This window comes from Brenneria sp. g21c3, from assembly GCF_040240345.1.
Taxonomy (GTDB): domain Bacteria; phylum Pseudomonadota; class Gammaproteobacteria; order Enterobacterales; family Enterobacteriaceae; genus Brenneria.
In genome coordinates this window covers 71,754-85,575 of record NZ_JBEIAB010000001.1, presented here as the reverse complement: position 1 = coordinate 85,575, position 13,822 = coordinate 71,754, and the positions used below count along the sequence as shown (strand labels likewise).

At 61.3% G+C, this 13,822-nt stretch carries 17 protein-coding genes; all 17 read left to right on the top strand.

Annotation, left to right across the window (positions count from 1 at the left end):
- Nucleotides 1–6: 6 nt before the first annotated feature.
- The 17 genes from cbiD to ABRZ28_RS00315 all read left to right on the top strand — a co-directional run bounded on the left by cbiD (nt 7) and on the right by ABRZ28_RS00315 (nt 13,821).
- Complete coding sequence (cbiD, locus tag ABRZ28_RS00395; protein WP_330519434.1) at nt 7–1,131, top strand: cobalt-precorrin-5B (C(1))-methyltransferase CbiD; 1,125 nt, start codon at nt 7–9, stop codon at nt 1,129–1,131.
- A complete protein-coding gene (locus ABRZ28_RS00390) occupies nt 1,128–1,727 on the top strand; it encodes a cobalt-precorrin-7 (C(5))-methyltransferase (protein ID WP_330519222.1) in 600 nt (199 codons plus the stop codon). Before cbiD ends, ABRZ28_RS00390 begins: the two co-directional genes overlap by 4 nt.
- Entirely contained in the window at nt 1,720–2,289 is a 570-nt protein-coding gene (locus ABRZ28_RS00385) for a decarboxylating cobalt-precorrin-6B (C(15))-methyltransferase (protein ID WP_330519220.1), read from the top strand. The genes ABRZ28_RS00390 and ABRZ28_RS00385 overlap by 8 nt, the downstream gene beginning before the upstream one ends.
- A complete protein-coding gene (locus ABRZ28_RS00380) occupies nt 2,282–3,091 on the top strand; it encodes a cobalt-precorrin-4 methyltransferase (protein ID WP_319603809.1) in 810 nt (269 codons plus the stop codon). The genes ABRZ28_RS00385 and ABRZ28_RS00380 overlap by 8 nt, the downstream gene beginning before the upstream one ends.
- The gene (gene cbiG, locus ABRZ28_RS00375) at nt 3,072–4,142 is read left to right on the top strand and encodes a cobalt-precorrin 5A hydrolase (RefSeq protein WP_330519219.1); all 1,071 of its coding nucleotides are present in this window, start codon (nt 3,072–3,074) and stop codon (nt 4,140–4,142) included. The genes ABRZ28_RS00380 and cbiG overlap by 20 nt, the downstream gene beginning before the upstream one ends.
- Complete coding sequence (locus ABRZ28_RS00370) at nt 4,142–4,867, top strand: precorrin-3B C(17)-methyltransferase (protein ID WP_319603811.1); 726 nt, start codon at nt 4,142–4,144, stop codon at nt 4,865–4,867. Before cbiG ends, ABRZ28_RS00370 begins: the two co-directional genes overlap by 1 nt.
- Nucleotides 4,864–5,661, top strand: a complete 798-nt coding sequence (locus ABRZ28_RS00365) for a cobalt-precorrin-6A reductase (protein ID WP_330519218.1) — start codon at nt 4,864–4,866, stop codon at nt 5,659–5,661. Before ABRZ28_RS00370 ends, ABRZ28_RS00365 begins: the two co-directional genes overlap by 4 nt.
- Nucleotides 5,662–6,456 (top strand): sirohydrochlorin cobaltochelatase, encoded by a 795-nt coding sequence (gene cbiK / locus ABRZ28_RS00360; RefSeq protein ID WP_330519217.1) that lies wholly within the window; start codon nt 5,662–5,664, stop codon nt 6,454–6,456. It abuts the gene before it with no gap.
- Nucleotides 6,456–7,166 (top strand): cobalt-factor II C(20)-methyltransferase, encoded by a 711-nt coding sequence (locus ABRZ28_RS00355; protein WP_330519215.1) that lies wholly within the window; start codon nt 6,456–6,458, stop codon nt 7,164–7,166. The genes cbiK and ABRZ28_RS00355 overlap by 1 nt, the downstream gene beginning before the upstream one ends.
- A gap of 384 nt (nt 7,167–7,550) precedes the next feature.
- The gene (cbiM, locus tag ABRZ28_RS00350; RefSeq protein ID WP_319603815.1) at nt 7,551–8,282 is read left to right on the top strand and encodes a cobalt ECF transporter S component CbiM; all 732 of its coding nucleotides are present in this window, start codon (nt 7,551–7,553) and stop codon (nt 8,280–8,282) included.
- A gap of 1 nt (nt 8,283) precedes the next feature.
- Entirely contained in the window at nt 8,284–8,565 is a 282-nt protein-coding gene (locus ABRZ28_RS00345) for an energy-coupling factor ABC transporter substrate-binding protein (RefSeq protein WP_319603816.1), read from the top strand.
- The gene (locus tag ABRZ28_RS00340) at nt 8,552–9,229 is read left to right on the top strand and encodes an energy-coupling factor ABC transporter transmembrane protein (RefSeq protein WP_319603817.1); all 678 of its coding nucleotides are present in this window, start codon (nt 8,552–8,554) and stop codon (nt 9,227–9,229) included. The genes ABRZ28_RS00345 and ABRZ28_RS00340 overlap by 14 nt, the downstream gene beginning before the upstream one ends.
- 13 nt (nt 9,230–9,242) lie before the next feature.
- Complete coding sequence (locus ABRZ28_RS00335) at nt 9,243–10,058, top strand: ATP-binding cassette domain-containing protein (protein ID WP_319603818.1); 816 nt, start codon at nt 9,243–9,245, stop codon at nt 10,056–10,058.
- Complete coding sequence (locus tag ABRZ28_RS00330; protein WP_319603819.1) at nt 10,055–11,581, top strand: cobyric acid synthase; 1,527 nt, start codon at nt 10,055–10,057, stop codon at nt 11,579–11,581. Before ABRZ28_RS00335 ends, ABRZ28_RS00330 begins: the two co-directional genes overlap by 4 nt.
- Nucleotides 11,582–11,906: 325 nt before the next feature.
- The gene (gene cobU / locus ABRZ28_RS00325) at nt 11,907–12,452 is read left to right on the top strand and encodes a bifunctional adenosylcobinamide kinase/adenosylcobinamide-phosphate guanylyltransferase (RefSeq protein WP_330519214.1); all 546 of its coding nucleotides are present in this window, start codon (nt 11,907–11,909) and stop codon (nt 12,450–12,452) included.
- On the top strand, nt 12,449–13,195 hold the full coding sequence (gene cobS, locus ABRZ28_RS00320; RefSeq protein ID WP_319603821.1) for an adenosylcobinamide-GDP ribazoletransferase: 747 nt from the start codon (nt 12,449–12,451) through the stop codon (nt 13,193–13,195). The genes cobU and cobS overlap by 4 nt, the downstream gene beginning before the upstream one ends.
- Before the next feature lie 20 nt (nt 13,196–13,215).
- On the top strand, nt 13,216–13,821 hold the full coding sequence (locus ABRZ28_RS00315; RefSeq protein ID WP_319603822.1) for an adenosylcobalamin/alpha-ribazole phosphatase: 606 nt from the start codon (nt 13,216–13,218) through the stop codon (nt 13,819–13,821).
- Nucleotide 13,822: the final 1 nt, after the last annotated feature.

The following is a 13,822-nucleotide window of genomic DNA, read 5'->3' as shown; positions in this document are numbered from 1 at the left end:
CCGGAGATGAAGCTGGACAGCGTCTGGCACAACGGCAAGCAATACCGCAAAGGCTATACCACCGGCTCCTGCGCCACGGCGGCGGCCAAGGTGGCGGCGCTGATGGTCTTGCGCCAGCAGGTGATCGATCAGGTTTCCATCGTCACGCCATCGGGCGTCACGCTATATCTCAACGTCGAACAGCCGTTGATTGAGGGGCGGCAGGCGACGGCGGCGATCCGTAAAGACGGCGGCGATGACGTGGACGCCACGCACGGCATGCTGATTTTCGCCCGCGTCGCCCTGTGCGAACACGGCGATATTCATATCCGCGGCGGCGAAGGCGTGGGTACCGTGACGCGCAAAGGCATCGGCCTGCCGGTAGGCAGCGCGGCGATCAATCGCACGCCGCTGCAAACCATTGAAGCGGTGGTGCGCGAGGCGATCGGCCCGACGCGCGGCGCGGAAGTGGAAATTTTCGCGCCCGAGGGCGAGGAGCGGGCGAAAAAAACCTACAACGGACGTCTGGGGATCCTCGGCGGCATCTCCATCATCGGCACCACCGGCATCGTGACGCCGATGTCGGAAGAGAGCTGGAAACGCTCGCTGGCGCTGGAGCTGGAAATGAAGCGCGCCGCCGGGGAGGACCGCGTCATTCTGGTACCCGGCAATCACGGCGAACGCTTCGTGCGCGAGCAACTGGGGCTGGACGGACAACGCGTGGTGACCATGAGTAATTTCGTCGGTTATATGTTGCAGGAAACCGTCAGGCTTAAATTCCGCCGCGTGGCGCTGGTCGGCCATCTCGGCAAGCTGGTGAAAGTGGCGGCGGGGATCTTCCATACCCACAGCCATATCGCCGACGGGCGCATGGAAACCCTGATCGCCAATCTGGCGCTGATGGGCGCTTCTCATGACGTCTTGCTGGCGGTGAATCAGTGCGACACCACCGAGGCGGCGATGGAGGTGATTGCGCAGCACGGCTTGCAAGCGGTGTACGCGCGAATCGCGCAGCGCATTTGTCAGCGGGTCAACGAGATGATGCGGTTTTCCAGTGAGCCGCCGCGCATCGACGTCATCCTGTTCTCTTTCGATAACCAGGTGCTGGGCGCCAACCGACCGCTGGCCGACATCGTGGAGGCGCTGCGATGATCGTGGTCGTGGGCATTGGCCCCGGTTCGCTGGCGCATCTGACGCCGCAGGCGCGCCAGGCGATCGCCGCCGCCGAAATTCTGGTCGGCGGCGCCCGTCATCTGGCGATGTTTCCTGACTTTCACGGCCAGACCCGCCGGCTGGATGCCGATATCGACGGGCTGATGACGTGGCTCAAAGCGCACATATCCCGTCAGGTGGTGGTGCTGGCCTCCGGCGACCCTTTGCTGTACGGCATCGGGAAGCGGCTGTCCGTCCATTTCCCGGCGGATCAACTGCTGATCGTACCCGGCATCAGCGCGGTGCAGTACCTTTGCGCCCGTATCGCGCTGGATATGAATGATCTTTATCTCACCAGCAGCCACGGCCGCAAACCGGACTTTGACTGGCTGCTGCAACACGACAAAGTGGCGATGGTGACCGATCGACATATCGGCCCGCGCGCCATTGCCGACGCCATCCTGCAACGGCAACTGAGGCGAACGATGATTATCGGCGAAAATCTGTCGCTGCCGGATGAACGTATTCATCGCCTGTCGCCGGAACAGGTGGCGCGGCACTATGACATGAACGTGGTGGTGATCCTCAATGAATGATGATGAATTTTTACGCGGCCAACGGGTGCCGATGACCAAAGAGCCGGTACGCCTGCTGGCGCTGGAGCGGCTGGCGCTGAGCGACGCGCGCCATCTGATTGATGTCGGCGCCGGCACCGGCAGCGTATCGCTGGAGGCGGCGCTGCGTTTTCCCCGATTGGCGGTGACCGCCATCGAGCGCAATCCGACGGCGCTGGCGCTGATTGAAGAAAACCGCCGTCGGTTCGGCTGCAATAATGTGGAGATTATCGCCGGCGCGGCGCCGCTGCCGCTGGAGCCTATGGCGGACGCGGTGTTTATCGGCGGCAGCGGCGGACAGCTGACCGAGCTTATCGACTGGTCTTTGGCGCATTTGCATCCCGGCGGTCGTTTGGCGCTGACGTTCATTCTGCTGGATAACCTGAATACGGCGCTGGCGCATTTGCAGTCGCTGAACGTGGCGTCGCTGGCCTGCACGCAGCTTCAGGTTTCGTCCCTGACGCCGCTTGGCAACGGCCATTATTTTAAACCGAACAACCCCACCTATCTTATTTCCTGCTGCAAGGAGGGAACGCATGTCTGAGCATGCCGCAACACCGCAAACAGCGAACGCGCAACCGGCGTTCGATCCCCATAAAATCTGGTTTGTCGGGGCGGGGCCGGGCGATCGCGAGTTGATTACGCTCAAAGGCTACCGCTTGCTGCAACAGGCCGATGTGGTGATCTACGCCGGTTCGCTGATTAATACCGAATTGCTGGAATATTGCCGGCCGCAGGCGGCGTGTTACGACAGCGCCGGAATGACCCTTGAGCAGATCGTGACTCTGATGGTCACCAGCGCGCGCGCCGGCAAACTGGTGGTGAGGCTGCAAACCGGCGATCTGTCGCTGTATGGCTCGATTCGCGAACAAAGCGAGGCGCTGGCGCAACAGGACATCGGATTCGTTTCCGTTCCCGGCGTGAGCGCGTTTCTCGGGGCGGCGGCGCAGCTTGGCGTGGAATACACCGTCCCGGAAGTGGCGCAGAGTCTGGTGATTACCCGCATAGAAGGGCGCACGCCGATGCCGCCGCTGGAGCAGTTGGAGGCGTTTGCCGCCCATCAGACATCCATGGCGATTTTCCTGTCGGTACAGGATATCGATGGGGTGGTGGCGCGGCTGACCGCCGGCGGCTATCCGGCGTCCACGCCGGTGGCGGTGGTCTACAAGGCCACCTGGCCGGAAAGCCGCACGGTGCGCGGTACGCTGGCGGATATCGCCGGGCAGGTGCGGGCGGCGGCCATTCGCAAAACCGCGCTGATTCTGGTCGGCGCTTTTCTGGGCGATGAATACCACTATTCCAGACTGTATGACGCAGGATTCAGTCATGAATATCGCCAGGCCTGAATCCATCGCCGTGTTCTGCCTGACGCCGGGCGGCGTACGTCTGGCCCGGCGTTTGCAGGCGCATTTGCCGCTGACCTGTTTTACCAGTGAAAAATTGTTGGCGCCGGGCTTTACCGCCTTTAGCGGCGGTTTCGGCGATACGCTGCGCGCGGCGTTCAGCCGCTATTCCGCGCTGGTGGTGGTGGGCGCGACCGGCATTGCGGTGCGGGCGATTGCGCCGCTGTTAAACGACAAGCTGACCGATCCGGCGGTGGTGGTGATCGACGAGCAGGGACGGCATGTCATCAGCCTGCTTTCCGGCCATGTCGGCGGCGCGAACGCGCTGACCCGCCGGCTGGCGGAGATGCTGGGCGCCGAACCGGTGATAACCACCGCCACGGACGTCAATCAGCTGGCGGCGCTGGATATGCTGGCGATGCAGCTGGACGCGCAAATGGAGGATTTCCGCCAGGCGGTGAAAGCGGTGAATCAGCTGCTGGTCAGCGGTGGCAAGGTCGGCCTGTGGTGGGACGATGCCATGCGGCCCGCGCGTTCCCGTTGCGACGTGCGCGGCTTTATCGCGATAGACAGTCTGACGGCGCTGCCGACGCTGGATGCGCTGGTGTGCGTGACGCTGCGCGATACCCTGCCCGACGCCTTATCGGCGGGATCGCCGGCACCGATCTTCAAGCTGGTGCCGAAGCGCGTGGTGGCGGGGATCGGCTGCCGGCGGTCGACCGAGCTGCCCACGCTGGCCGATCTGCTGTCGCGGCAGCTGGCGGAAAACCATTTCGATCCGCTGGCGCTGCGGGCTATCGGCAGCGTCGATATCAAGCGGGACGAGCCGGCGTTGATCGAACTGGCGCAGCGCCGGCGCGTGCCGTTCGAACTGTTCGGCGTCGACGAACTCGCCCCGCACGAACACCGTTTTCCCGCTTCCGAATTTGTGCGCCGCACGGTCGGCGTCGGCAGCGTTTCACAACCGGTTGCCTGGCTGATGAGCGGCGGCAAGCTGGTTGGCAATACCCTGCGTCAGCAGGGGGTGACTATTACCCTGGGAGTAAAGCATTAATGTTAACCGTAATCGGCATTGGGCCGGGCAGTGAAGCCATGATGACGCAAGAGGCCGTCGCCGCTATCCGCGAGGCGGACATCGTGGTGGGCTACAAAACCTACACGCATCTGGTAAAGCCGCTCACCGGCGATAAGCAAGTGATCAAAACCGGCATGTGTAAAGAAATCGAGCGTTGCCAGACGGCGATCGATCTGGCGCTGGCCGGCCACAACGTGGCGCTGATCAGCAGCGGCGACGCGGGTATTTACGGCATGGCCGGACTGGTGCTGGAGCTGGTCGCTCAGCAGCAGTCGGATCTGGACGTCCGGCTGGTGGCTGGGATGACCGCCAGTATCGCGGCGGCGTCATTGTTAGGCGCTCCCCTGATGCACGATTTTTGTCATATCAGCCTCAGCGATCTGCTGACGCCGTGGCCGGTCATCGAAAAACGCATCGTCGCGGCGGCGCAGGCCGACTTTGTTATCTGCTTCTATAACCCGCGCAGCCGCGGCCGTGAAGGGCATCTGGCGCGCGCGTTCGAGCTGATGAAGCCCTTCACGTCAGCGCAAACCCCGGTCGGCGTCGTCAAAGCCGCCGGGCGTAAGAAAGAGCAAAAATGGATCACCACCTTCGGCGATATGGACTTCTCGCCGGTGGATATGACCAGCCTGGTGATTGTCGGCAACAAAACCACCTACTGCCGCGACGGGCTGATGATTACGCCGCGAGGCTATACGCTGTGAGCGAGCCGGTTATCCATGTCTTCGGCGGCACCAGCGACGCCCGGCTGATTTGTCAGGCGCTGGATGCGGCGGGCGAAGCCTATCGCCTGTCCGTCGCCACCGACACGGGAAAACAGCTGGCCGGCGATATCGCCGGCGAGGTGGTGGTCGGACGTATGGATGCGGATGAAATGGCGGCCTATCTCGCCGCCCGGCGTATTCGCTGGGTGATCGACGCTTCCCATCCTTATGCCGAGGCGCTGCACGACAATGTGGCGGCGGCCTGTCGCCGGCTGCAATTGCCGCTGACGCGCTATCAGCGGCCCAGCGATATCGACGCCATCGACCATCCGCTGCTGCATAAAGCGGCGAGCCTTGACGCGGCGTGCGCGATCGCCCGCACGCTGGGACCGCGGGTGCTGCTGACCACCGGCAGCAAGGATCTGGCCCGCTATCGGCAACGCTTGCCGGAAAAACAACTGTTTGTTCGGGTATTGCCGACCGCTGCGGTGCTGGCGCAGTGCGAAGCGCTGGGCTTCGGCGTGGAGCAGATAATCGCCCAATGCGGGCCGTTCAGCGCGGCGTTCAATCAGGCGCTGTATCAGCACTGTCGGCCCGATGTGGTGGTAACCAAAGAGTCCGGCGCGCCGGGCGGCTATCAGCAAAAGGTCGCGCCCTGCCTGGCGTTGGGCATCCCCTGTATCGTGATCTGTCGCCCGGTTGCGGCAGACGACGCTACGTCGGCGGAACGGATCGCATCGCTGGATGCGTTCGTCGCGCGTTTATCCCGCTGGCGGGCACAACGAGGATCGTAAATGAAAAAAGCACTGTTGATTATCAGTTTCGGCACCAGTTACCCGCAAACGCGGGAAAAGAACATCGATGCCTGCGAACAATTTCTGGCGGCGTCTCACGGCGATCGCGATCTGTTTCGGGCGTTTACGTCGGAAATGATTATTCGCAAGCTGCGCGAGCGCGACGGCCTGCGGATTGATAACCCCGCGCAGGCCTTGCAGCGGCTGGCGGACGAAGGCTATCAGGATGTGGCGATCCAGTCGCTGCATGTGATAAACGGCGATGAATACGACAAGGTGGCGGCGGAGGTTCGCGTCTGGCGCCCGCGTTTTCAACGGCTGGCGCTCGGCACGCCGCTGCTCAGCAGTTTTGATGACTATCAACAATTGATGAGCGCGCTTCAGACGCAGATGCCGCCGCTGGCCGCCGATGAACGGGTGGTGTTTATGGGACACGGCGCCAGCCACCATGCGTTTTCCGCCTATGCCTGTCTCGACCACCTGATGGCGTCGCGCGGTTTCCCGGCGCTGGTGGGGGCGGTGGAAAGCTACCCGGAAATCGACCATATCATCCAGCGTCTGCAACAGCAGGGGGTGCGCAAAGTGCATCTGATGCCGCTGATGCTGGTAGCGGGCGATCACGCCACCAACGATATGGCTTCGGATGAAGAGGACTCGTGGAAATCGCAGCTTGAAGCGGCGGGCATCGCCACCTGTTGCTGGCTGCAAGGGCTGGGCGAAAATGCGCAGATCCGCCGGATGTTCGCCCGTCACCTCGACGCCGCGCTGAACCCGAAGCAGCGGGAGGCGGCTTAATGAGCGGCAGACTGTATGCATTAGGCGTCGGGCCGGGCGGCAGCGATTTGATCACCGTGCGCGCCGCGCGTCTGATCGGCCGGCTCGACATTCTGTATGCGCCGGCCGGGCGTAAGGGCGGCGATAGTTTGGCGTTATCCATCGTACGCGAGTATTTGTCGCCGGCGACGGAAATTCGCACCACGCATTTTCCCATGAAGGCCGACGAGGCAGAGAAAGAAGCCGTCTGGGACGAGATAGCCCAACAGCTGACGAATGAAGTGGCCGACGGCAGGCAGGTCGGCTTTATCACGCTGGGCGATGCGATGCTATTCAGCACCTGGGTCTTTCTGCTGGCGCGTATCGGCCGTCAGCCCTGGCTGGAAATCGTGCCGGGCGTCACCTCGTTTGCGGCGATAGCCGCGCGGTCGGCGCTGCCGCTGGCGATGGAGCAGCAGTCGATGGCGGTGATGCCCTGCACCGCTCCGGAAGCCGAACTGGAGCAAGCGCTGCTGACTCACGACAGCGTGGTGCTGATGAAAGTGTATGGCCGTTTCGCCGCCGTGCGCGCGCTGCTGGCGCGTCTTGATCTGTTCGATCACGCGCTGTTGATGGCCGATGCCTCGCTGCCGGGCGAACAGTGCTGGCGACGTCTGGATCGGGTGACGGATGACCAGCCGTTGCCCTATTTCTCCACGATTGTGGTGAATAAACAGTGGCGCAGCGAATGACGGTCGCAACTCATTTGCCGGGGGATGACGGATTTTGCGGTTACCCGGCGTAAGAAATTACGCTGAGGTGGACGACCCCGCGAATGAGCAGCATGGATGCTGCTCAAGCCAGTGGCGCGTCGGGAACGCGTCACTGGCGGTTCGAAAAAGGGGACGGCCGCCGAAGGTACCGCGTCAGCGGCGTGATTTCAGCCACAAGCCCGGGTTCGTAGGGGGGTGGCGTTTGAACCACCCTGCGTCGGGCGCGTGCTACGACGTAGCAGGGAACTGACGGCTTTATCGCGCACGAAATATTCTCCGATATGACATATCCCATTGATGGGGAGAGCAGAAACAAAAAATGGGTATTTATGTAATAAACGATAACCTGTTAAGGGGTAATCAATGGAACAACAATTAAAGAAACTTTCGCTATCCGGTCTGGCGATAGCGCTGCTACTGATGCTGGCGCCGCAGGAAGCGTTCGCCATGCATATTATGGAGGGATTTTTGCCGCCGATGTGGGCGCTGGCCTGGTGGGTGCTGTTTCTGCCCTGTCTGTTTGCCGGGCTGGTGCGTTTGCGCAAAATCGTCAGTGAGGACAGCAACCAGAAAGTCCTGCTGGCGCTATGCGGCGCGTTTATTTTCGTGCTTTCCGCGCTGAAGATCCCGTCCGTCACCGGCAGTTGCTCGCATCCGACCGGCGTCGGTCTGGCGGTGATTCTGTTCGGCCCGGTGGTCGTGGCGGTGCTGGGGGCGATTGTCCTGCTGTTTCAGGCGCTCTTGCTGGCGCACGGCGGTCTGACGACGCTCGGCGCCAACGGGATGTCGATGGCGGTTATCGGGCCGGTTATCGGTTATCTGGTGTGGAAATTGGCGTGCAAAGCCGGGATCCGCCGCGACGTCGGGGTATTCCTGTGCGCCATGCTGGCCGATTTGGCGACCTATCTGGTGACGTCGATTCAACTGGGCGTGGCGTTCCCCGATCCGCAATTGGGCGTTACCGCATCGATGGTTAAATTCATGGGCATTTTCTGTCTGACGCAGGTGCCGATCGCCATCGCCGAAGGGTTGCTTACCGTGATGATTTACGACCAGTTAACCAAGCGTCAGCTTATTCATGCCGGGAGTCGTTAACATGAAAAAGAACTTAATCCTGTTATCACTGGTGATTGCGCTGGTGATTCTGCCCTTTTTTATCAATCACGGCGGCGAGTACGGCGGGTCGGATGGCGAAGCGGAAACGTTGATCACCCAGACCGCGCCGGATTATCAGCCCTGGTTCCAACCGCTGTATGAGCCCGCCAGCGGCGAGATTGAAAGCCTGCTGTTTACCTTGCAGGGATCGCTGGGCGCGGCGGTAATTTTCTATATTCTCGGCTATTACCGCGGCAAGCGCAGCGATCATGCTGGGAATTGACAAACTCAGCTATCAGGGGCGCTGGCGGCAGGTGGATCCGATGCGCAAGCTGGCGCTGTATGGGCTGTTTCTGCTGCTGGCGATGACCTGCCCGCCGCTGTATCAGGCGCTGCTGCTGGGATTTATCGCCGCGCTGACCTGCTGGCTGCTGCGGATCGGCCCGTTGCGCTATCTGAAATGGCTGTCGGTGCCGTTGGGGTTCCTGTCGGTGGGCGTGGCGACGATTGTGCTGTCGGTTTCGCGCCAGCCGGAAACGCTGTGGTGGGGGATCCCGCTGGGGACGTTCTGGGTCGGCATCGATCCCATCGGTCTGCATACGGCGAATCATACCCTCTGGCGCAGCCTGGCGGCGCTATCGGCGACCTTCTGGTTTGTGCTGAACACGCCGTTTCCGCAGTTGATTCAGATCCTGCAACGTTGCCGGGTGCCGACGCTGCTGACGGAACAAATTCTGCTGACCTGGCGGTTTATCTTCATTTTTCTGGATGAAGCGCTGGCGATCCGTCGCGCGCAGTCGCTGCGCTTTGGTTATTCATCGCTGGGCAGCAGCTATCGTTCGCTCTCCATGCTGGTCGGCATGCTGTTTATGCGGGTCATGATGCGCTACCAACAGATGGTGATTGCGCTGGAAATCAAACTGTATCAGGGAGAATTCCATCTGTGAGAAGAGAACCGTTATGCTGACGACCCGACAATTGAATTTTCGCTATCAGGATGAACCGATACTGCGCGATCTGTCGCTGGATTTCAGTCGCCATGCCGTCACCGGGGTGATAGGGGCGAACGGTTGCGGCAAGTCGACGCTGTTTATGAACCTGACCGGTATTCTGCGCCCGCAGAGCGGGGCGGTGCTGTGGGACAACCAGCCGATCGATTACAGCAAAGCGGGGTTGCGCGCCTTGCGTCAACGGATCGCCACGGTATTTCAGGATCCGGAACAACAGATCTTTTATACCGATATCGACAGTGATATCGCTTTCAGCCTGCGCAATCTCGGTATGGATGAAACCCTCATCGCCCAACGGGTGGAGCAGGCGTTAACGCTGGTGGATGCGCAGGCATTTCGCCATAAGCCGATTCAGTATCTGAGTCACGGTCAGAAAAAACGCGTCGCCGTCGCCGGGGCGCTGGTGATGGAAGCGCCTTATCTGCTGCTGGATGAACCGACTTCCGGCCTCGATCCCGCCGGACGCGAGCAGATGATCGCGATTATTGAACGGATTGTGGCGCAGGGGAAACGGGTTATCATCTCCAGCCACGATATCGACCTGATCTATGCGGTGTGCGGCTACGTGTACGTGCTGGCGCACGGCGAGCTGGTCAGCGAGGGAGTCAGCGCCGACGTTTTCCTGCAACGCGAAAAGCTGCGGGCGGCCGCGCTGGTTCAGCCCTGGCTGGTCAAGCTGCACAGCGAATTGGGGCTGCCGCTGTGTAAAACCGAACAACAGCTATTTGCGCTGCTGCGCGAGCGCGGCGCGGGAGGAAACGCATGAGCCTGTCCATCATGTTGCAGGGAACGGCGTCCGACGTGGGCAAAAGCGTTCTCGTGGCCGGCCTGTGCCGGATTTTCGCTCAGGACGGCTACCGCTGCGCGCCGTTTAAATCGCAAAATATGGCGCTCAATTCGGGGATTACGCCGCAGGGCGAAGAGATGGGGCGGGCGCAGATATTTCAGGCCGAAGCGGCGGGCATCGAGCCCGATGTGCGGATGAATCCGGTGCTGCTTAAGCCGACCAGCGATCGCAAGTCGCAGGTGGTCTTGATGGGGAAAGCGCTCTGCAATATGGATGCGATGACCTACCACCAGTACAAACCGCAGTTACAGCAGCAGATCGGCGATGTCTACCAGAGCCTGGCCGCCGAATATGACGTGATAGTGCTGGAAGGAGCGGGCAGCCCGGCGGAAATCAATCTACGCGATCGGGATATCGTTAATATGGGTATGGCGGCGCAGGCCGACTGTCCGGTATTGCTGGTGGCCGATATCGACCGCGGCGGGGTGTTCGCCGCCATCTACGGAACGCTGGCGCTGTTGGCGCCGGAGGAAAAAGCGCGGGTAAAAGGGGTGATCATCAATAAATTCCGCGGCGACGTGGCGTTGCTGAAACCCGGGCTGACGCAGATCGAAGCGCTGACCGGCGTGCCGGTGATCGGCGTGATGCCCTGGCTGAATGTGGAGTTAGAGGACGAAGACGGCGTCGCGCTGCAAAGCGGCAAATATGCCGGAAACGCGCAGCAGGCGCTGGATATCGCGGTGGTGCGCCTGCCGCATATCGCCAACTTCACCGATTTCAACGCGCTGGCGGCGCAACCGGATGTCCGTTTGCGTTATGTCGCCGATCCGGCTGGGCTGACGGACGCCGATTTGATTATTCTGCCAGGCAGTAAAAATACGCTGGGCGATTTGCAATGGCTGCGGCAAAGCGGGCTGGCCGGGGCGCTGCGGGCGCGGCATCAGGCCGGTACGCCGCTGATTGGCATCTGCGGCGGCTATCAGATGCTGGGACGCAGCATTATCGACGGCGTGGAGTCGGACGTTGCGCGGATGGACGGTCTGGGGCTGCTGGATATCGAAACCGAGTTCGCATCGGAAAAAGTCACTACCCGCGTCAGCGGAAGCTGTCGGCCGATGCTGCCGGGCATGGCGAACGCCGGGTCGGATAAGCCCGTCAGCGGGTATGAAATCCATATGGGTACATCGCGCCTTGGCAGTCAGGCCGCGCCATTTATCACGTTGACGCAGAGTAACGGCCAGCCGGTAACCCAATACGATGGGGCGATTAACGCGGACGGCAGCGTCATCGGCAGCTATCTTCACGGTCTGTTTGATAACGATTGCTTTACCCGCGCGTTGCTGAATACGTTGCGCCAACGCAAAGGGCTGACCGCGTTTGACGGCGAGGTGTTTGACTATGCCCGTCACAAGCAGCGGCAGTTCGATATTCTGGCCGCGGCGATGCGCGAACATATTGATATCGCCGCGATATATGGCTTTATGTCGACGGCGCGCAGCTAGTTTGCACGGGGGCTCCTCCCCCTGACAAGGGGGAGGCCGGGTGGGGGTAGCGGCAGGCATCACCTGCGCTGCGATTGACCCCACCCCAACCCTCCCCTTTGCAGGGGAGGGAGTTGGCTATTCCCCTGCGTCGGGCGCGTGCTACGACGTGGCATGGAAATGGCGGCATTGTGGCGCACAAAACTGCCTCTGAGTCCGCATAAAATGTGACTAAGAGACAACTGACAAGGGGTAGCGGCAGGCATCACCTGTGCTGCGATTGACCCCACCCCAACCCTCCCCTGCGCAAGCGGGGAGAAAAAAAGATTAAACAGGAGCTTATCGGGTGATATTGATTACGGGCGGAGCCAGAAGCGGCAAAAGCGCATTGGCGGAGAGGCTGGCGGCGCGGCACAGCGAGAAGGTGCTGTATATCGCCACATCGGTGGTGACCGATGACGAAATGGCTTCGCGCGTGCGGCGGCACCAGGAAAGCCGCCCGGCGCATTGGCGTACCTGGGAAGGCTATCGAGATCTGGGGACAGTGATCGCGGAAAAAACAGCCGCCGACGAGGCGGTTATTCTGGAATGCGTCACGACCCTGATCGCCAACCTGTTGTTTGAGCAGGCCGGCGATACGCCGCCGGAGCAGATGGACTTTTCGGCCATTGAAGATGCGATCCAACCGCAGATTGATGCGTTGATCGACGCCTGCTCCCATAGCGCGGCGCCGATCTATCTGGTGACCAATGAGCTTGGCATGGGCATCGTGCCGGAAAACCGGCTGGCGCGGCATTTTCGTGATATCGCCGGACGCGTGAATCAGCGTCTGGCCGCCGCCGCCGAGTCGGTCTATCTGGTGGTGTCGGGTATTGAGGTTAAAATTAAATGAATCTGCGTTTATTTTTCGCCACGTTGCAATTTATGACTCGAATTCCGCTGCCGGCGCGCTGGACGCAGGGGCTGGAGATGGAGCAATACGTGCGCGGGATTGTCGGTTTCCCCTTTATCGGCTTCATCGTGGGCGGGATCGCCGGGCTGGCGTTCGTTGCGCTCTCTCCCTGGTGCGGCGTGCCGCTGGCGGCGCTGGCCTATGTGCTGGCGCTGGCGCTGATTACCGGCGCGTTTCATCTGGACGGACTGGCGGATACCTGCGACGGCGTGTTTTCCGCCCGTAAACGGGAAAGAATGCTGGAGATCATGCGCGACAGCCGCCTCGGCACCAATGGCGGGCTGGCGCTGATTTTTATCGTGGTGGCGAAAGTGCTGGTAGTGAGCGAGCTGGCGCTACGCGGAACATCGATGCTGGCCGTACTGACGGCGGCGTCGGTGGTGAGCCGCAGCGCCATTGTGTTGCTGATGTATCGCCAGCGTTACGCTCGCGAAGGACAAGGGCTGGGAAATCTGTATATCGGCCAGGTTCGCGGCGTTGAGATGCTGATTACGCTGGCGGGCGGGGCGCTGCTGGCCGGGTTGCTGGGACAGGGGGCCGCGCTGCGGGCATGGGCCATTACCCTGGTTATAATCTGGCTGATGGGGCTGTATCTGCGCCGTCGGTTGGGCGGTCAAACCGGCGATACGCTGGGCGCTGCGGAAGAGGTCGGCGAACTGGTCTTCCTGCTGGCGATGTTGTGACGGAAAGAGAAGGATAAACCATGCGGTTATTTCTGGTCAGGCACGGTCAGACCGAGGCCAATCTTAGCGGCGTTTTTTGCGGTATGACGGACGTCGGCCTGACGGCGACTGGCGTTGCTCAGGCCCGGTCGGTTGCCGGCTGGCTGGCGGACGTGAACTTTGGTTCGGCCGTCAGCAGTACGCTGTTGCGGGCGCGGCATACGGCGGAAATCGTGTTGGAAAAGCATCCTATCGCCGCCGCCGCGGATCGGGCATTCAACGAGATGGCTTTCGGCGATTGGGAAATGCGCCATCGCCACGATTTACAGCATGAGGATGCCGAAGCCTGGGCCGCCTGGATTGCGGACTGGCAAACGGCGCGTCCGACCGGCGGAGAGTCGTTCCCTGAGTTTTCTCGCCGCGTGGAACAGATCACGCAGGCCTTGCGGAAACAGCATGGCGCGGATAATCAGCTGATCGTGGCGCATCAGGGCGTATTAAGCCTGCTGTTGGCCACGCTGCTGACGATGCCGGCGAGCGAGATGTGGCACTTTCATTTTGCGCAAGGCGCATACAGCGTGTTGGACGTACAGGACGGCTTCGCCACGCTGCGGGCATTGAATAATCGGGCGCCCTGGCAGCCCTGAT